Genomic DNA, 23,413 nt, shown 5'->3' on the forward strand with positions numbered 1-23,413 from the left:
CCGCGGCGAGTGAGCCGCTCGGGCGAGTGAGCCCACGGCGAACGCCGCTGGCATCGTCCAGCGGACCCCGCTAGGCTGGGGTACCGCTCCTCCCGGGGAGCGTTGGCAACTCAACAGCGTGACAGCGGCTCGCACGTCACGGCCCGTACGGGGATGATCGGTTTCGACATTGCCTGTGTGCCGACGGGAAGCGGGCCGAGGACCCACGGTCATCTCGTGAACGATCCGTGGAAAACAACAAGTGCCAATTCCAAGCGCACTGACTTCGCTCTCGCTGCGTAAGCAGCCCAGCACATGAAGTCCGTCGGCCAGGTGACCGTCTTCTAACCTGAGTTCCGGCGTCATCCAGAGGACTTGCTGCACGGTTGCGCCTCAGGGCCGTGCGGGACTTGCACTGAGACTGGGCCCGTCGTCCTAGAAGCCGGTAGCAAAGGACGGGGCCGAGCAGAACGCCTCATCCGGATACGCCCGTAGAAGACGTCGAATTGCAGCGATGGACGGGGGTTCGATTCCCCCCATCTCCACCAACGCCGTGACGTCGACCCGCTGTCACGCTGACCACCGAGGTCGCCACCTGAACGCCCCGCCGCCGTCCCCTGGACGTCGGCGGGGCGTTCGTCGTGCGCGGGGGAGCCGAGGACTACTGTCCGGGTCAGGCGCGGGGCTCGCTCGCGTCGATCCCCAACGAGAGGTCAGCACGTGGTGCAGGAGATCGCGATCCGAGTCCGTCTGCGGGAGCAGGACCGTCTGGGTCTGGCGGAGTACGAGCGGATCGTCGGGTCCGTCGCGACCGTCGCCGCCGTCGTCGCCTGGCTGCCGACGCCGGACGCCCGCCTCGTCGTGCGGGGTCGCGGTGCCGAACCCGTGCGGCTCGAGACGGTGTCCTACGGCGGTGTGTTCGAGATGCTCGTCGTGCTCGACCAGCGCTCGGCAGCGGTCGAGCGCGCTGCGTCGGCGGTGGCCGCGCTGGTGTCGTCGGTGCGGGACGAGCACGTCGACGACGACGTCGCGGGCATCGCCGGTGAGCTCGACCGTCTCGACCGCTCGGCGCCGCGAGGCCGGTCGGCGGTCGAGCGGGCACTGCGCGGGTTCCTCGAGGGTGCCCGGGCCGACGTCCTGGCGCGCCGGACCACGACGCGCGTGCGGGCAGCGCAGGCGTTGCTGCGACTCGCCGAGGACGGAGCGGAACTCGTGGTCGAGCGGGTGGAGGACGCGTCCGTCCCGGTGGTCGAGGAGCAGGACGTCGACGTGCTGGTGGACACCGGCACCGCGGTGGTCGTCGAGCCCGTCGACGGCCTCGGCCCCGCCGGCGTGCGTGCGCCCCGTGCGGAGGACGAGGACGAGTCCGCCGTCGAACAGCCCACGAGCAAGAAGAAGGACGAGAAGCAGTCCGACAAGAAGAAGGACAAGAATAAGGACAAGAAGAAGGACAAGAATAAGGACAAGAAGAAGTCCGACAAGAAGAAGGACAAGAAGAAGTCCGACAAGAAGAAGTCCGACAAGAAGAAGTAGGTCCACGAGGGAGGGCGTCAGAAGTCGAACAGGTTCGCCCGCAGTCCTCCGTCGCCGTACTCCCGGCGCAGCAGCCCCCGACGGCGCAGCACCGGCACGAGGTCGCCGGTCATCCGGTACACCTGCGCCGGGTGCAGGTCCCCGGACAGGATGAACCCGTCGTTGTCCGCGTCCGCGCCGAGCTCCTCGACGAAGTCCGCGAACTCCTCGGCCGTCCCGATGAACCCCTCACGGGCGCTGATCCGCCCGAGCCGTGCCTTCCGCGTCAACAGCTCGCGCAGGGGTGCGTCCGGCGTGTCCCCGACCAGCCCCCGGATCGTCCCGGCGGACACGTGGTCGCCGAACGTGCCCGCCGGGATCGGCGCGTCGAGGTCGAGCGCGAGCAGGTCCGTCTCCGAGTCGCTCGACCACGCGACCGCAGCCGCGCGCAGGTCGGCGTCGGACGGGTGCCGAGACGCCGTGACGACGCGGTCGGCCTCCTCGACGGACGGCACGAGCACCGGCTTCAGCACGAACAGCACCCGCAGGTCGTCCGCGCTCCGCCCGGCGTCGGCGGCGGCGGTGAGCACCCGCGATCGGTACGCGCGCACCGCCTCGGCCGTCAGCGGGGCGAGCGCGAGCTGCACGTCCGAGTGCGTCCCGGCGAAGCCGAGCCCGCGCCCGGACCCGCCGGGGGAGACCACGACCGGGTTGGAGTCGAGCGGCAGGGCGTTGAGCGGCCCGTCCGCGGTGAAGTACGCGCCCTCGTGGTGGAACGCGTCGAGGGCATCGCCGTCGGCGAAGTGCCAGTCCGACGGGTCGCCGACGTAGCCGTCGCCCCACGAGTGCCACAGCCGTCGGAGCAGCGTGATCCACTCCTCGGCGCGGTCGTACGCGGCGTCGTGCGGCAGCGGCGCCGCACCGACGTGCCGTGCACTCCCGGTGTCGGTCACGACGTTGAGCCCGAACCGGTCCGACGACAGGTGCGCGAGCGTCGCGGCCTGCCGTGCGGCCAGGTACGGCGGCGTGATGCCCGCGTTCACCGTCGGCGCGATGCCGATGTGCTCCGTCACGGCGAACAGGTAGGGCGCGAGCAGCAGCGGGTCGTGCTTCGGTCCGCCGTAGGCCTGCCGGATCCGCAGGTCCAGGGTCGCCGGACTGCCGAGCGAGATCGCGTCCTCGGCGATGACGAGGTCCATCCCCGCCTGCTCGAGCGCCCGGACGGACTGCTGGTACAGGTCGGGCTTCGTCCAGTCGAGGCCCCAGTCCCAGTCGGCGCGGCCCCACGCCTGCGGCCCGAACCCGCGCGAGAAGAAGTACCCGAAGTGCTGCAGGTCGCCCACCGTCACACCTCCTGCGCGACGACGTGGCCCTGCGGGACGGTGTGCGCGAGCACGGTGACCTCCGTGGGTGAGGTGGGCCGTGCCTCCCGGCCGACGCCGTCCGGTCCGACCACCGCACGGACCGCTGCCAGGCCGCGCTCCACGTCCGCGAGCAGGTCGGCGACGTCCTCGATGCCGACGGACAGGCGGACCAGGCCGTCGCCGATGCCGAGCTCGGCCCGCTCGGTCGCGGTGCGGCCGGCGTGCGTGGTGGTCGCGGGGTGCAGCACGAGCGAGCGGACGTCGCCCAGGTGGGTCATCCGGCTGATCAGCTGCACCGCGTCGATGAAGGCGCGGGCGGCCGGCTCGTCGCCGGCGAGCGTGAAGGCGAAGACGGAGCCGGCTCCTCGGGGCAGGTAGCGCTGGGCGAGGTCGTGGTACGGACTGGAGGCGAGACCCGCGTGGTCGACGCTCGTCACCTCCGGCTGGCGCTCCAGGAACGACGCCACGGCGAGCGCGTTCTCGACGTGGCGCTCCACGCGGAGCGACAGCGTCTCGATGCCCTGGCGCAGCAGGAAGGCGTTGAACGGCGACGGCGACGGACCGATGCGTGCGGCGACGACGTCACGTGCGAAGACGACGAACGCCCGGCTGCCGTACCGCTCGACGTAGCTCTGTCCGCCGAGGGCGCGGTCCGGGGTGGTCAGGTGCGGGAAGCGCTCCGGCGTGCGGCCCCAGTCGAAGCGGCCGCCGTCGACCACGAGCCCGCCGAGGCCGGCGCCGTGCCCGGACAGGAACTTCGACGCGGAGTGCACCACGACGTCCGCGCCGTGCTCGACCGGACGCACGAGGTACGGCGTCGCCAGGGTGTTGTCGACCACGAGCGGCACGCCCGCACGGTGCGCGGTGTCGGCGACGCCCCGGATGTCGAGCACGTCGTTCTTGGGGTTCGGGATCGTCTCGGCGAAGAAGGCCTTCGTGTTCGGGCGCACCGCGGCGGCCCACGCGTCGAGGTCGCGCTGGTCGGCGACGAAGTCCACCTCGATGCCGAGACGCGCCAGGTTCTGCAGGAGCAGCCCCTTCGTGCCCTCGTAGATGCTCCGCGCGCTGACGACGTGGTCGCCGGCCTGCAGGAGCCCGAGGAGCGCCACCGTGACCGCCGCCTGGCCGCTGCCGACGAGGATCGCCTCGGCGCTCCGTTCGAGCAGGGCGACCCGGCGCTCGACGTCGGCGTTCGTCGGGTTGCCGAGGCGTGTGTAGGTGTAGCCGTCGTCGGTGCCGGCGAAGCGCTCGCGGGCCTGGTCGAAGTCGTCGAAGAGGAAGCCCGACGTCATGTGGATCGCGGGTACCCGTGCGCCGTGCGCAGTGTCGGGCAGGAACCCGCCGTGCACCTGTTCCGTGGCGAAGCCGTGGCCGTCGTCCGACATGGGGTCCTCCTGCTGTGTCCGTCGTGCGGGTACTCTCGCAGGTCGCCCAGGCCCGTGGGGCATTGCGGCGTCGGGTTACGAGCCGCCTGTGCCCGTCGGCGCGGCTGGACCGGCGAGCAGTGCGGCCAGGCGTCGGGGGAGCCCCGGGGCCAGCGGCGCGGGCAGGGCGTCGACCGGGAACCAGCGGACGTCCTCGCTCTCGTGGCTCACGACCGTCCGGGTCGCGGGGTCCGCCGTCGCGACGAACCCGACGTCCCAGTGGACGGCACAGGAGAACCCGCCGTGCAGGTCGTGGCGGTCGAGGTCGGCCACGGCGTCGTCGTCGAGTTCGAGCGTGGCGATGCCGGACTCCTCACGGGCCTCACGCAGGGCCGCACTCGCCAGGCCGGGGTCCTGCGGCTCGAGGTGTCCGCCGAACTGCACCCAGAACCGACCCTTGCGGTGCAGGCAGAGCAGGACGAGGGAGCGGTCGCGCGAGAACACGAAGCACGACGCGGTGAGGTGCTCGGGGCCGAGATCCCGGTCGAGCGCCGCGTCCCCGGTGGCGCGCACGAACGCCGTGAACCGCTGGCGGTCGGGTGACGGCGCGGTGTCGAGCGCGACGAGGGCATCGGCGGGGCGCATCCGACGATGGTGGCACGTCAGACGGGGTGCCGGTCTGCGACGTGACGCGTGTCGATCGACGCGTGCAACGTCGGTCCGTGCGCTTGCATCGAGTGCGTGTGCATCGTTCGACATCGCTCCTGTCGATCGACGCGTGCGATGTCGCGGAAGCGCGACCCGCCCGGCGAGACGAGCGCTACGAGCCACGCCCGGCCCGGCTCGCCCGACCTCAGACCAGCGCGCGCACCCCGGCGGCGACGGTGTCCCACGTGGCGAGCAGCGGCTCCCGGGCGAGCCACACGACGACCCCGTTGACGACCACGAACAGCACGAACCACAGCACCGCCGGCACGCGCAACTCGGCGGCGGCGATGTGGAAGTCGGTCTGCACCCGTGCGCCGGTGAGCAGCCAGCGCGCGACGTGCACGAGGGACCGGAGCCCGTCGACGACGAACGCCGCACCCACCGCGGCGACGACCAGCACGGTGGCCTCCGACGGCCGGACGGCCACCCAGAGCGCGAGCGCGTCGAAGCCGACGACGACGAGCAGCCCGAACCAGTTCCGCACGAAGGCGAGCGCCACGAGCCCGACCACGGCGAGCACCGCCGCGGGAAGCCACCGCGATCCGTGCAGCACCCCGGTGACGAGCAACACGCCGGCCCACACGGGCGCGCTGTACCCGGCGAACAGGTTGAGCACGCGCACGAGCCAGCGGATCGCCCCGGGCGCGCGGCCGAGCCGGACCCAGGCCTCGCCGGAGCCGTCGGGGTGCAGGTCGATCCGCTCGATCCGTCCACCGAAGGGCACGACGACGACGCAGTGGCCGACCTCGTGCACGATCGTGGCCGCGATCCGGGCGATCCGACCGACCAGGGGCACGAACGGCAGGACGACGCCCACCAGGACGGCGACGAAGACGAGGGGCGGGGCTGCTGTGGTCAAGCCGTCAGCATGACAGCGCCGGCCATGAGGAGCCTGACCACCGCAGGGGCCGGCCGCGACCCGCTCAGCGGACGGCGTCCACGGCGACGAGCACCACCACGACGACCGTCGCGACGACGGCGAGCCCGGTCATGACGACGAGGAACACCGTCACCCGGTTGCGCTGCGTGTGCCTGGCCATCCGACCGCCATCGACCCCACCGGGACGCGGGGCTTGTCGACCGCGCAACCGAGCTGCACGGCGAGCTCCCGGGCCAGCATCTGCAGGGGCACGACCGCCTCGATCGGTCCCCAGGGCGCGACGGACCGTCCCCACGCCAGGCCGGTGGCCTCAGCCCTCCCGGCGATCACCGGGAGGTCGGAGCCGACCCCGCCGATCGTGACGACGAACCCGCCGCGGGCACGCGCCTCGGCCGCCGCCGACGTGATCCTGGGGTCCCCGTGGTCGACCACCACGACCGGGGTGCCCTCGTCCACGAGTGCGAGCGGCCCGTGCCCGAGCTCACCGACCGCGCAGGACCGTGCCCACCGGTACGCGAGCTCCTCCAGCTTCAGTGCGCCCTCGGCCGCGTAGGGCAACCCGGGCCCGCGGCCGACGAACAGGGACCCGGGAGCGTCGCGCACCGTCGCGGCGAGCAGCGGGACACGCTCGGCTGCGACCACGGCGGCCGCCGCCATCCGCTCGGGCAGCTCCGAGAGCTCGTCGACCAGGGCGGCGGCGCGGGTCGGCTCGAGCCTGCCCGAGGCGACCAGGGCGGACACGACCGCGGTCACGCCGACGACCACCTGCGCGGTGAAGCTCTTCGTCGCTGCGAGCCCGCCCTCGGGCCCGGCGTGGCAGTCGAGCACGGCGTCGGCCCGGCGGGCGAGCGACGAGTGGACGTCGTTCGTCAGGGCCAGCACCGGGAAGCGGTCGTCGAGCCGGTCCAGAGCACGCAGGACGTCCGCGGTCTCCCCGGACTGGCTGATCGCGACGACGAGGGTCCCCGGACCGAGGACGACCTGGTCCACCTCGCTGGCGGGGACGACGTCGGTGGGCACCCCGCCGAGGGTGCGCGCGGTGCCCGCGACGACCTGCCCGGCGTGGAGCGAGCTGCCGCAGGCGACGACGGCGAGCCGCTCGAACGCGGGGAGCCCGAGTCCGGTCCAGGTGCTGCCGTCCGCGGTGCGGCGCCGGACCCGGTCGAGGACGTCGGCGACGACGCCGGGCTGCTCGGCGATCTCCTTCGCCGTGTGGTCCGGGTGGTCACCGAGGTCGACGTCGAGCGCACTCGCGGCGAACGGCGTCGCGGTGGGGAACGGGACGGGCACGGCGATGCCCTCCGACGACCAGCTCCACGCCTCGCCGAGCTCCACCACGTCACCGTCCCGGAGCGGCACGAATGTCTCGCACCAGGCCGCGATCGTCCCGACGTCGCTCGCGACGAAGTCGCCGCGGGCCGAGCGCGCCACGACGAGCGGCGAGCGGTGGGCGGCAGCCACCATGCGGCCGTCCCGGGCGTCCAGCACGACGATCGCCCACGAACCGCGGAGCTGCGCGGTCGCGATCTGCACCGCGAGCACCAGGTCCGGGTCCACCCGCAGTGCGCGCTCGACGAGGTGCCCGATCACCTCGGAGTCCACCTCGGAGCGGAACACGTGCCCCTGTCGTTCGAGTGTGGTCCGCAGGGTCGCCGCGTTGTCGATCGTCCCGTTGTGCACGACGCTGACCCGCCCGGAACAGTCGGTGTGCGGGTGCGCGTTCTCCTCGCGCACCGTCCCGCAGGTCGCCCAGCGGGTGTGCCCGATCCCGACCCCCGTCACGGCGTCTGCGGGTGCCCCCGCCGCCGCCAGCGCCGCGAGGTCCGCCCGCAGGTCCGCGACGCGGGACACCGACCGGACCGTCGCGATGCGGCCCGCGGCGGTCCGGACCGCGACGCCCACCGAGTCGTACCCCCGGTACTCGAGCCGCTCGAGGCCGTCGAGCAGGAAGGGGGTCACGTCGTCGCTCACGCGGGCCGCGATGATGCCGCACATACGGTGTCCGTTCGGGTGGGGGACCGGCCGTCAGCCGGGGGTGCGGCACCGACCGCCGCCGGGTCTGCCGCGGGTCCGGGGCCGTCGACCGGTCGTCTCCACCCGCGGATCAGGCGGGGGCGGACACGGTGGGTCGGCGGGTCGGGTACCGGACGGTCGGGTGGTCGCGGACGGGCCCTCCCGGGGAGGGCACGGCGGTCGGTGCACCACGAGCCTCGTCCCGTGGCACCGCCGCGACAACACCGGGGAACGCCTCTTGCGGTTCACCGCGCGAGCGGTGCGACCCGACCGTCGGCGGGTGCGGACTCGCGCAAGCCAGCCCGGTGTCCGAACGCGGGGGCGACGGACGGGAGGCCCGGTACCAGCCGGTACCGGGCCTCCCGTCCGTCGGGTGGCCGCCGAGCGACCGCGGACCGCGATCAGGTGAGCAGCGCCACCAGGTGCGAGCGCGAGCGCGCACCCACCTTGCGGTAGATCTGCGTGAGCCGCAGCTCGACCGTGCGCTGCGACATGAACAGCGACGAGGCGATCTCGCGGTTGCGGTAGCCCTCGGTCACCTTCTGCACGACGGCCCGCTCCTCGGCGGTCAGCTGGGTGAGCACCACCGACGCGTCCGGCGCGCTCCGCGGGGAGCTCGGGACCGGGGCGGACAGCACCGGACCGGACCGCAGCGACGTCGGCACGCCGAAGGCGGGCATGACGGCGGTCGGGACGGGCGTCGCGAGCGGACGCCGGAGACCCGCGGCCTCGTAGGCGGCAGCCGCTGCGGCACCCAGGCGGGGCCGCTCGGCGTCCGTGGCCACCGTCGCCAGCGCCGCGAACGTGCGAGCGCGCTCGTACTGCGAGTCGTGCGGCTGGAACAGCTCGAGCGCGCGACGACGGGCCGTCTCGCGGGTCGCGTCGTCCGCGACGAGCGCCAGGCTCCGCGCGAGCACCAGCGCACCCCAGCGGGACGGCCGGGCGTGGTGGTCCGCCGCGAGTCGGGCGGTGACGTTCCGTGCGTCGTCGATCCGACCGAGGCGGACGTAGGCCTCGACCAGGTCGCCGAGGTGCCGGAGCACCGTCGGGTTGCGGAGCGACCGTCCCACGGCGTCCGCCGCCTCGAGCGCGGTCACCGCCTCGTCCACCCGGCCGTCGAGCAGCAGGACGCGTCCGCGCAGCGCGTGCAGCCGGGCGGTGGTGCCCCAGAGCAGCACCGTCGAGCGGAGCGCCAGGCAACGGTCGACCACCTCGAGCGCCTCGTGGGTGCGGCCCTCGGCGAAGTGCCGCCACGCGACCGCCACCGCTCGGGACGGCTCGCGCAGCCGCTGCGCCGAGAGGGCACTCCCGGCCTCCCAGGCGTCGATCGCGCGCAGGGCCTGCCGGAAGTTGCCGGAGCGGAGCTCGTTCTCGGCGGACAGGTAGCGGGCACCCTCGACCCAGACGGCCTCGGTGTCCTGCCCGCGGGCGACGACGAGGGCGAAGACGCGACGCGCGCTCCGGTACCGCTCGGCGACGCTCAGGGCGTGTGCCACGAGCAGGAGCGCCGGGTCGGACATCGCCATCAGCCGCGCCGTCGCGAGCCCGTCGTAGAGCTCGGTGTCGGCGGGCAGCGACCCGTCGAGCGCGGCGACCAGGCACTGCACGGCGCCGGCGATCTCCGCGGTGCGCGGAGTGATCACCGGACCGAGCTGCTCGACGCGGGCGAGCAGGTCACGGGCCTGCTCCAGGTCCCAGGTCTCCGCGCGGAAGCTCGCGACCATCGCCAGGAGCCCGGCTGTGGCGGGGGCTTCGGGTGCCTCCGCCTCCACGGGCACGAGGAGCTCGTCGGCGTGGACGGTCTCGCCGCGCAGGTACTGCACCGAGTACAGGACCCGCAGGCGCCGGACCTCGTCCGCGGCGCGCCGGAAGGGACGCATCGCGGTGAGGTACCGCGCGGCGAGCCCCAGCAGGCGCTGGGCGAGGAGGGCCTCCGTGACCGCCAGCAGTGCCGCTCGTTCGTCCTCGCCGCCCGAGCCGACGTGCAGGGCACGCTCGGCCAGGGCCACCGCGGCGTGCGGCGCCCCGTCGGCGACGTAGCCCGCGGCCGCGTCGAGCAGCGCGACCACGTCGGGGACGTCGTCGACGAAGCTGCGGTGCCACGCTGCGGCACGGGGGTCCGCATCGGCGCTCGCCGCGGCGAGCTCCCGGTGCAGGGCGCGACGCGTCCGGGCCGGTGTCCGCCAGTACAGGGCCGAGCGGAGCAGGGGGTCGCGGACCGCGACGGTCTGCCCGCGCACGGCGACGAGTCCGGCGTCGGCGAGGTCGTCGACGGCGTCGCGGTCCCAGCCGGCGATCCGCGCCACGGGGACGAGGGCGAGGCGCGCGAGGACGTCCGGTCCACGCCCCGCGTCGGTGTCCGCGCCGGCGTCGTCGGTGGCCGCCACGGTGTCGAGCGACAGGGCCGCGAGGGCCTCCGTCGTGGCGGTCGGGCGCAACGGCAGCACGAGCGGCTCGGCGCCGGTCAGCTGGGCGTGCGAGAGCGCGTCGAACTGCTCGCGGAGCGCGCCGGGGTTGCCGCCCGTCGCGTCGGCGAGGATCGCGAGCACGCCGTCGTTCGCGCCCTCCGGCGCCATCGAGCGGGCGAGTGCCAGGGACTCGTCGACCGTGAGCGGCTCGAGCCGCAGCACCGGGAGCGCCGCGAGCGGCCCGTCCGACGGCACGGTCCGGACCGTCGCGACCAGGCGCAGAGCCGTCCCCGCGAGACGACCCGCGAGGAACGCGATGAGCTCCTGGCTCTCGGCGTCCATGCGGTCGAGGTCGTCGATCAGGACGACGGTCGGCGGCAGGGTCAGGGTCTGCACGGCCTCGAGGAAGTCGTGCGCCGCTGCCAGACCGCTCGTCGCACCGCCGGCCTGCAGCAGGTGCGCGATGTGGGCGGTGGCCCGGGGGTCGTCGAGTGCGGTGAACAGGGAGGTCACGCCGGCCAGCGGCCAACGGGACTCGCTCCCGTTGACCCCGACCCGCACGACGGGGAGGGGGACGCGGTCCGCGACCGCGCCGAGGACGCTGCTGCGTCCGGAACCAGGGTCGCCGACGACGACCATCGCGGACTCACGAGGGAGTGCTGCGAGGGTCGCGATCCGGTCGACCTCGAGACGGCGACCGGTGAGTGCCATGACTCACCGGCCTCCGGGTCCGGAGGCGAGGACTGCGGAGGACGTCCGGTCGGCAGCGCGGCGGGTGACCACGGCGACGGACGGGATCCGGACGGCGTCACGGGCAGGAGCCGTGGCGACGGACGGATGCGAGGCGGCGACGGAGCGCACGCCAGGGCTGTCGGTGAGATAGCGCGGACGACGAGTGAGGGTGCACTCGGTTCCGCCTGGGAACGATGAAGTCATCGTCTGGACCACCCCTCGGGTCAGGGTTTTCGGACGAGTAAACGGACGACTGGCCCGACACGGTCCGGGTCTAGGGAACCCGGTGCGCCTGATCAGCCGTCAGCACGATAACCCGGCCATCGGACGCGTCGGGAGGACCGTCAGCAGAGTGTCCGACTCGCCTGGCCCCAGTCCGGGGGGTCACCGCCCCCGTCCGGGGGTCCGGCGCCGGGGTGTCGGCCGCGTCCAGGGGACAAGCGGGGTACAGCGCGGTCCGGCAGCGGGCGGACCGCGTGCGCGCCTACGAGCGGCGGATGACGTCGACCACGGCGTCGTGCACGAGGCCGTTCGTGGCGAGCGCGCTGCCGTGCCACGGGCCCGGGTCGCCGTCGAGCGAGGTGAAGCGACCACCGGCCTCCTCGACGATCGGCACGAGGGCCGCGATGTCCCACGGCTTCAGGTCGGGTTCGCCGGCGATGTCGAGGACCCCCTCGGCCACGAGCATGTACGACCACATGTCGCCGTACGCGCGGGTGCGCCAGACCTTCCGCGACAGCGCGACGAGGGCGTCGAGCCGGTCGTCCTCGTCCCACTGCTGGATGCTGTTGTAGCTCAGGCTGGCGTCGGACAGTGCCGCGACACCGGAGACGCGCAGGGGACCGTCCGTGGAGTGTGCGCCGAGGCCCTCGGCGGCCCACCAGCGCTTGCCGAGCGCCGGGGCGCTGACCACGCCGAGCACGGGGCGGCCGTCGACGGCCAGGGCGATGAGCGTCGCCCAGACCGGCACGCCGCGGAGGTAGTTCGCGGTGCCGTCGATCGGGTCCACGACCCACTGGCGGTGTCCCTCGCTCAGGGCGTCCGCGCCGGTGTCCGCCGTCGTCTCCTCGCCGAGGAACGCGTCGTCCGGGCGCTCGGTCGCCAGGCGCTGGCGCAACGCCCGTTCCACCGCCTGGTCGGCGTCGGTGACGTGCGTGCTGTCGGCCTTCGTCGTGACGTGCAGGTCGGCGGCGCGGAACCGCTCGAGGCTGATCGCGTCCGCGGTGTCGGCGAGGGAGCGGGCGAAGTCCAGGTCGGCGCTGAGGTCCACGGAGGTCAGGGTAGCGCCCTACGCCGCGACGACCTGCTCCTCCTCGTAGCGCGAGACCGCGCGTTCCCGGGCGATGCGCGTGCGGCGCGCGGCGAGCCCGTGCACGAGGACGCCGAGCAGCACCGCGACGACGAGCCACAGCACGAGCACGACCACCGAGCGGGTCAGTGACGCCCCGGGGAAGTACACGAGGTCCTGCGCGGCGGTGAGCCACGCGGCGCCGCTCCAGAACGTGTTGAGCGCGGCGAAGAAGCCGGGCTGGAACGACGGCTGGAAGATCCCGCCGGAGCTCGTGAAGTTGAGCATGACGAAGAGCATCGTGAGGATCGGCGTGGTCCACCGGCCGAGCAGCGGGTGCAGACCGACGCCGAGGGCCACGATGACCGCGTCGTACAGCCACGCGAACAGGAAGACCTGCCACCGGTGGTCCGGGATGACACCGTAGAGCGGTCCGGCGACCAGGATCCCGATGCCGGCGACGACCCCGGCCGTGACGGCGCCGACGACGACCGTCCAGAGCGCGCGGAGCTTCGCGGCCGCCGCGGCGACGGCGATCGCCGAGGCGTACCCGCCGACGCTCAGACCGACGAGCAGGAAGAAGAGCCCCTGGCCGGTGGGGTCCTCGTCGCCGGTGGGGACGACGTCGTGCACGCTGAACGGCAGGTGCTGCTCGAAGGCGATCGGCAGGAAGACCTTCTGCGCCGCGGTGGCGGTGGTCTCGCTCGCGGCCGTCGAGACGTAGAGCACCGCGCCGTCCGTCCCGGGGGCGTACACGGCGGCGAGGTCGCGGTCCCGCACCTGCTGCTCGGCCTCGTCCGTCGACCCGACCACGTGCGCCACCAGCTTGCCGTCCGAGCCGTCGGTGACCGTCTGGGCGAACACCTGCGCGCTCGGACCCTGGCCGACGATGCCGACGGGCAGCTCGTGCGGGGTCGGGGCGTGGAAGGCGCCGAGGTAGGCCAGGCTCATCCCGACCGCGAGGAACAGCGGGACGAGGATGTGCGACCCGAAGGAGCGCAGCGTCCGCCCGAGGTGCTCGGGGCGCAGGACCGTCGCCGCGAGTGCCGCCGGCCGGCTGCTCCGCTGCGGGTGCGGCGCTGCGTGGTCCCCGTGGTGGACCGGTTCCGGACGGGCTGTGTTGTGTTCTGCAACTTCGGGCACGAGGAGCAACGGTACACCCGCGCGCGCCGGGCCGGCACCCCCGGGCACCGCAGCGCGACCGCGCCCGCGCGCGCCGGGCCGGCACCGCGGGGCACGGCAGCGCGTCGGGGCCGAGCGGTCGGTCCGGTCGGGTCGGTCAGTCCGCGCCGGTCAGTCCGCGCCGGGGTCGTCCGCTCCCATGCCGGTGAGCAGCGCACGGAAGGAGTCGAGCCGCTCGACGCCCGTCGGCCCGAGCTCCCCGTCGTGCACCCGGTCGACGATCTCCCAGTCGTGCGCCTGGGACAGCGGGATGCCGTCCGTGGGCTCGTGCACCGCGACGGCGTGCGCGGCGAAGGCCCGGAAGACGTTCTCGGGCTGCACGTGGCCGAGCCCGAACGACCGCACGCCCGGGGTGTCGATGATCCAGCCGCCGTCGCGGACGCGCAGCGCGATCGACGACGACGAGGTGTGCCGCCCGCGACCCGTCACCGCGTTCACGACGCCGGTGGCCCGGGTGGACCCGGTGATGGCGTTCACGAGCGTCGACTTCCCGACGCCCGAGTGTCCGACGGTCACCGTGACCTGGTCGTCGAGCACCTCGTGCAGCGCGTCGAAGGGCACGTCGTCCGACCGGCTCGTGACGATCCGCAGGTCCAGGCAGGCGAAGTGCGCGAGGAACGGTGCCGGGTCGGCGAGGTCGGTCTTCGTGATGCAGAGCACCGGGTCGAGTCCGGCGTCGAACGCCGCGACGAGGTACCGGTCGATGAGCCGCGGGCGTGGTTCCGGGTCGGCGGCGGCGACGACGATCAGCATCTGGTCGGCGTTCGCCACGATGACGCGCTCGACCTCGTCGCTGTCGTCGGCGCTCCGCCGCAGCAGGGTGGACCGCTCGGCGACCTTGACGATGCGCGCGAGCGAACCGGTGTCGCCCGACACGTCGCCGGCGAGGGACACGTGGTCGCCGGTGACGACCGACTTCTTGCCGAGCTCGCGGGCCTTCGTCGCGGTGACGACCCGCTCATCGTCCTGTCCGGCGGACACCAGCACGCCGAAGCGCCCGCGGTCGACGTTCGTCACCCAGCCGACGGGCGCGTCGTCGTAGCTCGGACGGGTCTTCGTGCGGGGCCGGTTGCCCTTCGGGTTCGGTCGGATCCGCACCTTCGACTCGTACTGCCCGTACGGCTCGTCCTCGTCGCCGGCGTCCCCGTCGACGTCGTCCCACCAGCTCACGGCGTCACGCTCCCGTCGGACGGACGACCGTCCGTGACGGTGACGGTGACGGTGCCGGTGTCCGGGGCCGGGCCGGTCGCCACGAGGTCCGCCCAGAGCTCGGGGAACTGCGGCAGCGTCTTCGCGGTGCAGCCGACGTCGTCGACGGCGACGCCGTCGACGACGAGGCCCACGAGGGCGCCCGCGGTGGCCATCCGGTGGTCGTCGTACGCGGCCCAGCCACCGCCGTGGAGCGGCGCCGGCGTGATCCGCAGGCCGTCGTCGAGTTCCTGCACCGAGCCTCCCGACCGGTTCACGTCCGCCGCCAACGCGGCCAGGCGGTCCGTCTCGTGGCCCCGCAGGTGGCCGATCCCGGTGATCTCGCTCGGACCGTCGGCCAGGGCCGACAGCGCGACGAGCGCCGGTGCGAGCTCGCCACCGCGCGTCAGGTCGAGGGTGACACCCGGCAGGGAGGCTCCACCCGCCACCCCGACGCCGCCGTCGAACACGAGGTCGTCGCCGTCCCGCGTGACGGTCGCGCCCCACAGGGGCAGGAGCGTCTCGAGGTCGGCACCCACCTGCGTCGTGTCGGTCGGCCAGGTGCGGATCCGCACGGTTCCGCCCGCGACGAGCGCGGCCGCCGCGAACGGGGCGGCGTTCGACAGGTCGGGCTCGATCACGACGTCACGGGCGGCGATCGGGCCCGGGTGCACGACCCACTCGCCGATCGACGGCTGGTCCACCCGGACCCCGCGCGCGCGGAGCGCCGCGACGGTCATGTCGATGTGCGGCAGGCTCGGCAGGCGGTCGCCGACGTGGGTGAGGTGCAGGCCCTCGTCGAAGCGCGCGGCGGAGAGCAGCAGCCCGGAGACGAACTGCGACGACGCCGACGCGTCGATCTCGAGCCGACCGCCGCGGACCGCGCCGGTGCCGGTGAACGAGAAGGGCATGGCACCGTCGCCGTCGTCCGTCACGTCGACACCGAGGTCGGCGAGCGCGCGGATGATCGCACCCATCGGGCGCTTACGGGCGTAGGGGTCGCCGTCGACGGTCACCGGACCGGTGGCGAGCGCCGCGAGCGGCGGCAGGAAGCGCATCACGGTGCCGGCCAGGCCGCAGTCGACGGCGACGTCGCCGTGCATCGGTGCCGGTGTGATGCGGAGGTCCGGGCCGTACGGGTTCGGTGCCACGCCGTCCGCGGGGACGACCTCGTCGATCCCGACCCCGAGCTGGCGGAGCGCCGCGACCATGAGCGCGGAGTCGCGGGAGTGCAGGGGGAGCCGGATGGTCGAGGGGCCGTCCGCCAGCGCCGCGAGCACGAGCTCCCGGTTCGTCAACGACTTGGAGCCGGGCAGGGCGACGTCGCCGCGCAGGGGCCCGCGGGCGAGGGGGGCGATCCACGGACCGGGCTGCTGGGAATGCGTCGACTCTGCCATCGGTTCACCAGGGTACTGAACGCACCGGGAGGACCATTGGCGACAGGCACACTCGAACGCGACCGGACGGCGCTGCCGGCCGTGCGGACGACGATCGGCCTCGGCCTAGACTCGTCCGTGATGACGACCGACGAACCGCAGGCAGCACCGCACGACCTGGTCGAGGAGACCGAGGCGCAGCTCGACGCGGTGTCCGGGGAGGCGGATGCCCTCGAGCCCGAGCCCGCCGACGAGAAGACCGTCTCCGAGGCCGAGCTGCGGTCGCTGTTCGAGGCCCAGGCGCTCCCGTTCATGGACCAGCTGTACGGCGCTGCGATGCGGATGACCCGGAACCCGGCCGACGCGTCGGACCTCGTGCAGGAGACCTTCGTCAAGGCGTACGCGGCCTTCCGGCAGTTCCGGCAGGGCACGAACCTCAAGGCGTGGCTCTACCGCATCCTGACGAACACGTTCATCAACACGTACCGCAAGAACCAGCGGAACCCGTACCAGGGCACGATCGACGAGCTCGAGGACTGGCAGCTCGGCGGCGCCGAGAGCGTCACGCAGTCCGTGTCCGCGCGCTCCGCCGAGGCCGACGCGATCGACCACCTGCCGTCCTCCGCCGTGAAGGACGCGCTCCAGTCGATCCCCGAGGACTTCCGGATGGCCGTGTACTTCGCGGACGTCGAGGGCTTCTCCTACCAGGAGATCGCCGACATCATGAAGACCCCCGTGGGGACGGTCATGAGCCGCCTCCACCGTGGTCGCCGGCTCCTCAGGGGGCTCCTGGCGGACCACGCACGCGAGACCGGCATCGTCCCGGACGCAGCGTCGACGGCGACGATGCGCGGGCGGGGCCGGGGGACGACTGCGGCCGCTGGTCGCACCGACGGGAAGGACGCACGATGAGCGGCTGCGACTGCTCGAAGGCCAAGGCCGAGCTCGAGGAGTTCCTGCACGACGAGCTCTGCCGCGAGGACGCCGCGGACATCCGGGAGCACATGGAGTCCTGCGAGGACTGCACGAGCGAGCACCGGGTGGGCGTCGTCCTCATGGAGACGGTGAAGCGCGCCTGTGCCGAGACCGCGCCGGAGCAGCTCCGGACGGAGATCCTGGCACGCATCCGCGTGGAGCAGTCGACGCACCAGGCCTGACCGACCGGGCCCGGCGGTCGTCGGCGCGTCGTCACACGACGCCCGTCCTGGGTAGGGTCGCCCCATGACCCTCACCGCCGAGTCGATCACCACCTGGTCCGACACGGACGTCGCCGACGTCACCGCCCTCGTCCGTCTGCTCGGGCACGTCGTCGACGAGCCCGCGATGCGCGCTCGGCTGGAGCGGCTGGTCCCCGAGGCCGGCCACCGCACGTGGCTGGTCCGCGGCGAGGACGGCCGCGCAGTGGCGGTGGCGGGCGCGCAGGTGACCTGGTCGTACGCGAGCGACGAGCCGACCGCGCAGCTCCTGCTGCTGGTCGTGGACCCGTCGGCCAGGAGGCACGGCACCGGTTCCGCGCTCATCGATGTGTTCGAGACGTGGGCCACCGAGCAAGGGGCCCACCGTCTCAGCGCCGTGTCGGCCGCGGCGACCGACAGTGCGCACCGCTTCTACCAGAAGCGCGGCTACCACGAGGCCGGCGTCCGCTACACGAAGCTGCGGTAGCCGCACCTCGCGCCCGTGCCGGACGTGCGGTCGCGCCGCCGGACGACCGATGCGCCCCGGAGGACCGGGGCGCATCGTCCGTCACGGGGTGCTCCGGGTCAGCCGAGCGCCTTCCGCACCACGTCGGCGGCCTCGCCCGCGGAGCGCTTCGACGAGCCCGTCGCCGGTGCGGCACTCGCCGGGCGCGAGGCCACGGAGAGCGGACGGCCGTCGAGGTGCGGGGACAGGTTCATGCAGACGAACGGCCAGGCACCCTGGTTCTCCGGTTCCTCCTGCGCCCAGACGACCTCGGCCTGCGGGTAGCCGGCGAGCACCTGCAGCAGCTCCTCGAGGGGGAGCGGGGCGAGCTGCTCGAGCCGCACGAGGGCGACGTCGGTCGCGCCGGACTTGTCGAGCTCTGCGCGGAGGTCGTGGTGCACCTTGCCCGAGTGCAGCACGACGCGGCGCACGGCGCCCTTGTCGGCCACGCGGTCGTCGTCGAGCACCTCGCGGAAGGACCCGCTGGTGAACGCCTCGACCGGGCTCGTCGCCTGGCGCAGGCGCAGCATCGCCTTCGGGGTGAACACGACGAGCGGCTTCTGCGGACGGGCCCACGCCTGTCGACGGAGCAGGTGGAACCACGACGCCGGGGTCGACGGCCGCGCGACGGTCATGTTGTCCTCGGCGCAGAGCTGCAGGTAGCGCTCGATGCGCGCCGACGAGTGGTCCGGCCCCTGGCCCTCGTAGCCGTGGGGGAGCAGGAGCACCAGTCCGGAGCGCTGGCCCCACTTCTGCTCGGCTGACGAGATGAACTCGTCGATCACGGTCTGCGCGCCGTTCGCGAAGTCGCCGAACTGCGCCTCCCAGAGCACGAGTGCCTCGGGACGCTCGACCGAGTAGCCGTACTCGAACGCCATGGCCGCGTACTCGCTGAGCAGCGAGTCGTAGATGTACAGGCGGGCCTGGTCCTCGGTGACGTTCGCGAGCGGCAGCCACTCCTGCCCGTTCACGCGGTCGTGGAAGACCGCCTGGCGCTGCACGAAGGTGCCGCGTCGGGCGTCCTGGCCTGCGAGTCGGACGGGCTTGCCCTCGACCAGCACCGAGCCGATCGCCATGAGCTCCGCCATCGCCCAGTCGATGCCGCCGGAGCGGGTCATCTCGGTGCGCTTGGTGAGGAGCTGCTGCAGCTTCGGGTGGATCGAGAAGCCGGCGGGCGGGTTGCTGTGCGCGTCGCCGATCGCCCGGACGAGCTCCTCGGAGATCGCGGTCTCGTGCACCTCGACCTCGGCGTCGTCACGCTGGGCGGTCGGACGCTCGAGGCCGTCCACCGCGCCGTCGTCGTCCGTCGTGATGACGGGCATCGTGCCGGTCTGCGCCTCGTGGGTCTCGGCGAAGGCACGCTCGAGGCGGTCCTGGAAGTCGCGGTGCGCCTCGTCGTACTCCTCTTGCGTGATGTCGCCGCGACCGACGAGGGCTTCGGTGTACAGCGTGCGGACGGAGCGCTTCGCCTCGATGAGGTTGTACATGAGGGGCTGCGTCATCGAGGGGTCGTCGCCCTCGTTGTGGCCGCGGCGGCGGTAGCAGACGAGGTCGATCACGACGTCGCGGTGGAACTCCTCGCGGTAGGCGAAGGCGAGTTCCGCGACGCGCGCCACGGCCTCGGGGTCGTCCCCGTTGACGTGGAAGATCGGCGCCTGGATCGTCTTCGCGACGTCGGTGGAGTAGACCGAGCTGCGCGCTGACTCGGGGGGCGTGGTGAAGCCGACCTGGTTGTTGATGACGAGGTGCACCGTGCCGCCCGTGCGGTAGCCGCGGAGCTGCGACATCTGCAGGGTCTCGACGACGACGCCCTGGCCGGCCATGGCCGCGTCACCGTGCACGAGCACCGGCAGCACGCCGAACGTGCCGGGCGGGGTGCGGTCCTGCTTCGCGCGGACGATGCCCTCGAGCACGCCGTCGACCGCCTCGAGGTGCGAGGGGTTCGCGGCGATCGTGACCGGGATGCTCGAGCCGTCGGACGCGCGGAACACGCCCTCGGTGCCGACGTGGTACTTCACGTCGCCGGAGCCCTGGCCGGACACGGCGCCGGGGAGCGAGGAGCCCTCGAACTCACGGAAGATCTGCCCGTAGGTCTTGCCGGCGATGTTCGTCAGCACGTTGAGGCGGCCGCGGTGGGCCATGCCGATCGCGACCTCGTCGAGGCCGGCGCCGGCGGCGTGCTGGATGAGGGTGTCGAGGAACGCGATGGTCGACTCGCCGCCCTCGAGCGAGAAGCGCTTCTGTCCGACGTACTTCGTCTGCAGGAAGGTCTCGAAGGCCTCGGCCTCGTTGAGCTTGCCGAGGACGCGGAGCTGCTCGTCCTTCGACGGCTTCGAGTAGGGCACCTCGATGTGGCCCTGCACCCAGCGGCGCTGCTCGGGGTCCTGGATGTGCATGTACTCGACGCCGACGGTGCGGCAGTACGCGTCGCGCAGGATGCCCAGCACGTCGCGGAGCGGTGCCGTGGTGGTGCCGGCCAGGCCGCCGGTGACGAACTCGCGGTCGAGGTCCCAGAACGTCAGCCCGTGGTTCTCGAGCTCGAGGTCCGGGTGCGTGCGCTGCCGGTACTCGAGCGGGTCGATGTCCGCCATCAGGTGCCCGCGCACCCGGAAGCTGTTGATGAGCTCCTGCACGCGGGACGTCTTGTTGACGCGGTGCGCCAGGTCGACGTTGATGTCGTTCGCCCACTGGATCGGCTTGTACGGGATGCGCAGCGCCGAGAAGATGCCCTCGTAGAAGCCGTGCTCGCCGATGAGCCGCTCGTGCACCTTCTTCAGGTACTCGCCCGAGCCGGCGCCCTGGATGACGCGGTGGTCGTAGGTGCTCGTCAGCGTGATGGTCTTGCCGACGCCGAGCTCCACCAGGGTCTTCGTCGCCGAGCCCTGGAACTGCGCCGGGTACTCGAGCGCGCCGGCGCCGATGATCGACCCCTGGCCCTTCGTCAGGCGCGGGACCGAGTGCACCGTGCCGATGCCGCCCGGGTTGGTCAGCGAGATCGTCGTGCCCTGGAAGTCCGCCGGCGTGAGCTTGTTGTCACGTGCGCGCTTGACGAGGTCCTCGTAGGCGGCGAGGAACTGGCCGAACGTCAGGGTCTCGGCGCGCTTGATGCTCGGGACGAGGAGCGAGCGGGTGCCGTCCTTCTTCGGGACGTCGATCGCGATGCCGAGGTTCACGTGCGCGGGCTCGACCACGAAGGGCTTGCCGTCGCGCTCCTCGTAGAAGACGTTCTGGCTCGGGAAGTCCTGCAGCGCCTGCACCATCGCCCAGCCGATCAGGTGCGTGAAGGAGATCTTGCCGCCGCGGGCACGACGCAGGTGGTTGTTGATGACGATGCGGTTGTCGATCATCAGCTTCGCCGGGATCGTCCGGACGCTGGTCGCCGTGGGGACCGTGAGCGAGGCGTCCATGTTCGAGGCGAGGGTCTTCGCCATGCCCCGGAGCGGGGTCGCCACGTCCTCGTGGGTCTCCTCGTGGTCGTCGGCCTGGTCGTTGGCCTCCGCCGGGATCGGCTGCGGGGTGGGCTGACGCGAGGTCGTCTTGGCCTGGATCGGACCGCCCGACCTCGCCTCGGCCGGGGCGTCACCCGTGGCGGGCTGCTGCGTGGTCGACTGCGTCGGAGCGGGGACCGACGACTGCGTGGAGGCGGAGGCCGACGAACCGGAGGGGGCGGAGCCACCGGCGGCCGTGCCGGTCTGGGAGCGGTGGTAGCTCTCGAGCACGGGCCACCACGACTTGTCCACGGACTCCTTGTCGGCGACGAACTGCTCGTAGAGCTCGTCGACCAGCCACTCGTTCGCCCCGAATTCGCCCGCGGTCTCGTCCGTACCCGTCAGATGGCTCGACACAGCCGATCGCCCACTCTCCGTCGATAGATGCTCGTGTGTGTCGTGCGGGGCAACCCTGCTCCGCACTGGCCGCAAGCCTAGCCGTTCCGCGCCGACCGTTCGGTGACCGTCGGACGCGCGCCGCGCCTCCCGGCCGCACTCGCGCGTGTCGGACCGGAGCGGTCTGCCGGACCCGAGCGGCGGCCGACGGGTGTCGCGCAGCGGCGCAGCGCAGGAGCGCCCCGGCGGCGACCGCGGGGCTTCGCCGGGGCGGTCCGACGGCGACCGCGGAGCCGTACAGTGGCACCCATGAGGTTCTACGAGACGCGGCCGACGCACGACCTGACCTACTCCGACGTCTTCCTCGTCCCGAGCCGGTCCGGGGTGACGAGCCGCTTCGACGTCGACCTCGCCACGAACGACGGCACGGGCGCCACGATCCCGATCGTCAGCGCCAACATGAACTCCGTCACGGGTCCGCGCCTCGCGGCGACCCTGGCCCGCCGTGGCGGTCTCGGTGTGCTGCCGCAGGACATGCACCTGCAGGACCTCGACGCGGCGATCCGCTGGGTCAAGGAGCAGCCGGTCGACTTCGACACCGCCTACGACATGCGCGCCGACACCACCGTCGCCGAGGCGCTCGAGCAGCTCCTGCCCGTCGCCGGTCGCGGGGTGGTCGTGCGCGACGACGCGGGGGAGTACCTCGGCTGCGTGCCGGCCGCCCGGCTCGGGACCGCCGGTGCGGACGCCACGATCGGTGACCTGCTGCACGGGCCGTCGACGGCGATCGACGCCGAGGACGCCGGCACCCCGCGGCACGTGTACGACGTGCTCTCGGCGGCCGAGGTCGACTTCGCCCCCGTCGTCCGACACGGCCGGGTCGTGGGCACCACCAGCCAGACGAGCGCCATCCGCCAGGACATCTACACGCCCGCGGTCGACGGTGCGGGTCGGCTCCGGGTCGCCGCGGCGGTCGGCATCAACGGCGACGTCGCCGCGAAGGCGAGGGCCCTCGCCGCCGCCGGGGTCGACGTGCTCGTGCTCGACACCGCGCACGGGCACCAGGAGGGCATGCTCCGCGCGCTCCGCACCGTGTCGGCGCTCGGGCTCGGCCTGCCGATCGTCGCCGGCAACGTCGTCACCGCCGACGCCGTGGCGCACCTGGTCGACGCCGGCGCGACCATCATCAAGGTCGGCGTCGGGCCGGGCGCCATGTGCACCACACGCATGATGACGGCCGTCGGTCGTCCACAGTTCTCCGCCGTGCTCGAGACCGCCGCTGCGGCCCGGTCGCTCGGCGCGCACGTCTGGGCCGACGGTGGGGTCCGCTACCCGCGCGACGTCGCGCTCGCCCTGGCCGCCGGTGCGTCGAGCGTGATGATCGGCTCGTGGTTCGCCGGGACGCTCGAGGCGCCCGGGGTGCTCCGTCGCGACGCCGCCGGCAAGGCCTACAAGGAGAGCTGGGGCATGGCATCGGCGAAGGCGGTGCGCGAGCGCTTCGAGCGCCTCGACCCGTACGAGCGCGCACGCAAGGCCCTCTTCGCCGAGGGCATCTCGTCGTCGACGATCTACCTCGACCCGGAGCGGCCGAGCGTCGAGGACCTCCTCGACATGATCACCACGGGCATCCGCAGCTCGGCGACGTACGCGGGGGCGTCCTCGCTCGCCGAGTTCGCCGACCGGGCGCTCGTCGGCATCCAATCGGCTGCCGGCTACGAGGAGGGCAAGCCGCTCCCCGTCAGCTGGTAGCCGGCCGGCCCGGCCGGCCCGGCCGCGCGCCGGTGGCCCGAGTCTCGGCCTGAGCGACGTCGCTCGGGCCGAGGAGCGCGAGGAACGTCACTGAGCACGAGTCTCGGGTTCGCGACCGACGGACGGACGGGAGGCGCGGGGGCCCCGGGGCCCCCCCCCCCCCCGC

The 23,413-nt window shown here is 73.1% G+C and carries 16 protein-coding genes and 1 other RNA gene; 6 read left to right on the top strand and 11 right to left on the bottom strand.

Annotation, left to right across the window (positions count from 1 at the left end):
• Positions 1 to 149: 149 nt before the first annotated feature.
• Both ssrA and QUG98_RS14180 read left to right on the top strand, forming a co-directional pair.
• Positions 150 to 527, top strand: a transfer-messenger RNA (tmRNA) gene (gene ssrA / locus QUG98_RS14175).
• A 172-nt stretch (positions 528 to 699) separates the two neighbouring features.
• Positions 700 to 1,512, top strand: a complete 813-nt coding sequence (locus QUG98_RS14180) for a hypothetical protein (protein WP_289471177.1) — start codon at positions 700 to 702, stop codon at positions 1,510 to 1,512.
• Positions 1,513 to 1,529: 17 nt separating this feature from the next.
• Here QUG98_RS14180 and QUG98_RS14185 read toward each other — a convergent pair whose 3' ends face one another.
• From QUG98_RS14185 to aroA, 10 genes are all read right to left on the bottom strand, one after another.
• Entirely contained in the window at positions 1,530 to 2,834 is a 1,305-nt protein-coding gene (locus tag QUG98_RS14185) for an LLM class flavin-dependent oxidoreductase (protein WP_289471178.1), read from the bottom strand.
• Positions 2,835 to 2,836: 2 nt separating this feature from the next.
• Positions 2,837 to 4,240: an O-acetylhomoserine aminocarboxypropyltransferase/cysteine synthase family protein gene (locus tag QUG98_RS14190; protein ID WP_289471179.1), complete on the bottom strand. Its 1,404-nt coding sequence runs from the start codon at positions 4,238 to 4,240 to the stop codon at positions 2,837 to 2,839.
• Positions 4,241 to 4,315: 75 nt separating this feature from the next.
• Positions 4,316 to 4,864, bottom strand: coding sequence for an NUDIX hydrolase (locus tag QUG98_RS14195; RefSeq protein ID WP_289471180.1), 549 nt, complete (start codon positions 4,862 to 4,864; stop codon positions 4,316 to 4,318).
• A gap of 208 nt (positions 4,865 to 5,072) precedes the next feature.
• Complete coding sequence (locus tag QUG98_RS14200) at positions 5,073 to 5,786, bottom strand: M50 family metallopeptidase (RefSeq protein WP_289471181.1); 714 nt, start codon at positions 5,784 to 5,786, stop codon at positions 5,073 to 5,075.
• Between the two features lie 150 nt (positions 5,787 to 5,936).
• Entirely contained in the window at positions 5,937 to 7,802 is a 1,866-nt protein-coding gene (gene glmS, locus QUG98_RS14205; protein WP_289471182.1) for a glutamine--fructose-6-phosphate transaminase (isomerizing), read from the bottom strand.
• Between the two features lie 419 nt (positions 7,803 to 8,221).
• Positions 8,222 to 10,939 carry an AAA family ATPase gene (locus QUG98_RS14210; protein ID WP_289471183.1) on the bottom strand — a complete coding sequence of 906 codons (2,718 nt, stop codon included), beginning with the start codon at positions 10,937 to 10,939 and terminating at the stop codon, positions 8,222 to 8,224.
• A 505-nt stretch (positions 10,940 to 11,444) separates the two neighbouring features.
• Positions 11,445 to 12,230 (bottom strand): inositol monophosphatase family protein, encoded by a 786-nt coding sequence (locus tag QUG98_RS14215; protein ID WP_289471184.1) that lies wholly within the window; start codon positions 12,228 to 12,230, stop codon positions 11,445 to 11,447.
• A gap of 18 nt (positions 12,231 to 12,248) precedes the next feature.
• Positions 12,249 to 13,391: an ABC-2 transporter permease gene (locus QUG98_RS14220; RefSeq protein WP_289471185.1), complete on the bottom strand. Its 1,143-nt coding sequence runs from the start codon at positions 13,389 to 13,391 to the stop codon at positions 12,249 to 12,251.
• 150 nt (positions 13,392 to 13,541) lie between these two features.
• Positions 13,542 to 14,600 (bottom strand): ribosome small subunit-dependent GTPase A, encoded by a 1,059-nt coding sequence (gene rsgA / locus QUG98_RS14225; RefSeq protein WP_289471186.1) that lies wholly within the window; start codon positions 14,598 to 14,600, stop codon positions 13,542 to 13,544.
• Positions 14,597 to 16,015: a 3-phosphoshikimate 1-carboxyvinyltransferase gene (aroA, locus tag QUG98_RS14230; protein WP_289471187.1), complete on the bottom strand. Its 1,419-nt coding sequence runs from the start codon at positions 16,013 to 16,015 to the stop codon at positions 14,597 to 14,599. Before aroA ends, rsgA begins: the two co-directional genes overlap by 4 nt.
• Positions 16,016 to 16,135: 120 nt before the next feature.
• Between aroA and QUG98_RS14235 the strand changes: the two genes are divergently transcribed.
• The 3 genes from QUG98_RS14235 (at position 16,136) to QUG98_RS14245 (ending at position 17,656) form a co-directional block, all read left to right on the top strand.
• The gene (locus tag QUG98_RS14235; protein ID WP_289471188.1) at positions 16,136 to 16,906 is read left to right on the top strand and encodes a sigma-70 family RNA polymerase sigma factor; all 771 of its coding nucleotides are present in this window, start codon (positions 16,136 to 16,138) and stop codon (positions 16,904 to 16,906) included.
• A complete protein-coding gene (locus QUG98_RS14240; RefSeq protein WP_289471189.1) occupies positions 16,903 to 17,151 on the top strand; it encodes a zf-HC2 domain-containing protein in 249 nt (82 codons plus the stop codon). Before QUG98_RS14235 ends, QUG98_RS14240 begins: the two co-directional genes overlap by 4 nt.
• Before the next feature lie 64 nt (positions 17,152 to 17,215).
• The gene (locus QUG98_RS14245; protein ID WP_058729986.1) at positions 17,216 to 17,656 is read left to right on the top strand and encodes a GNAT family N-acetyltransferase; all 441 of its coding nucleotides are present in this window, start codon (positions 17,216 to 17,218) and stop codon (positions 17,654 to 17,656) included.
• Between the two features lie 98 nt (positions 17,657 to 17,754).
• Here QUG98_RS14245 and QUG98_RS14250 read toward each other — a convergent pair whose 3' ends face one another.
• On the bottom strand, positions 17,755 to 21,519 hold the full coding sequence (locus QUG98_RS14250; protein WP_289471190.1) for a multifunctional oxoglutarate decarboxylase/oxoglutarate dehydrogenase thiamine pyrophosphate-binding subunit/dihydrolipoyllysine-residue succinyltransferase subunit: 3,765 nt from the start codon (positions 21,517 to 21,519) through the stop codon (positions 17,755 to 17,757).
• 288 nt (positions 21,520 to 21,807) lie between these two features.
• On the opposite strand from QUG98_RS14250, the gene guaB1 reads away from it, so the two are divergent.
• The gene (gene guaB1, locus QUG98_RS14255; protein WP_289471191.1) at positions 21,808 to 23,247 is read left to right on the top strand and encodes a GMP reductase; all 1,440 of its coding nucleotides are present in this window, start codon (positions 21,808 to 21,810) and stop codon (positions 23,245 to 23,247) included.
• Positions 23,248 to 23,413 lie beyond the last annotated feature (166 nt).

This window comes from Curtobacterium subtropicum (genome assembly GCF_030362975.1).
Lineage (GTDB): Bacteria > Actinomycetota > Actinomycetes > Actinomycetales > Microbacteriaceae > Curtobacterium > Curtobacterium subtropicum.

What these genes read in the sequence shown, in the direction of transcription:
- QUG98_RS14235 (WP_289471188.1), top strand. Translation starts at nt 16,136, where the DNA reads ATGACGACCGACGAACCGCAGGCAGCACCGCACGACCTGGTCGAGGAG.
- QUG98_RS14245 (WP_058729986.1), top strand. Translation starts at nt 17,216, where the DNA reads ATGACCCTCACCGCCGAGTCGATCACCACCTGGTCCGACACGGACGTC.
- glmS (WP_289471182.1), bottom strand. Translation starts at nt 7,802, where the DNA reads ATGTGCGGCATCATCGCGGCCCGCGTGAGCGACGACGTGACCCCCTTC.
- QUG98_RS14195 (WP_289471180.1), bottom strand. Translation starts at nt 4,864, where the DNA reads ATGCGCCCCGCCGATGCCCTCGTCGCGCTCGACACCGCGCCGTCACCC.
- QUG98_RS14210 (WP_289471183.1), bottom strand. Translation starts at nt 10,939, where the DNA reads ATGGCACTCACCGGTCGCCGTCTCGAGGTCGACCGGATCGCGACCCTC.
- QUG98_RS14240 (WP_289471189.1), top strand. Translation starts at nt 16,903, where the DNA reads ATGAGCGGCTGCGACTGCTCGAAGGCCAAGGCCGAGCTCGAGGAGTTC.
- aroA (WP_289471187.1), bottom strand. Translation starts at nt 16,015, where the DNA reads ATGGCAGAGTCGACGCATTCCCAGCAGCCCGGTCCGTGGATCGCCCCC.
- guaB1 (WP_289471191.1), top strand. Translation starts at nt 21,808, where the DNA reads ATGAGGTTCTACGAGACGCGGCCGACGCACGACCTGACCTACTCCGAC.
- QUG98_RS14190 (WP_289471179.1), bottom strand. Translation starts at nt 4,240, where the DNA reads ATGTCGGACGACGGCCACGGCTTCGCCACGGAACAGGTGCACGGCGGG.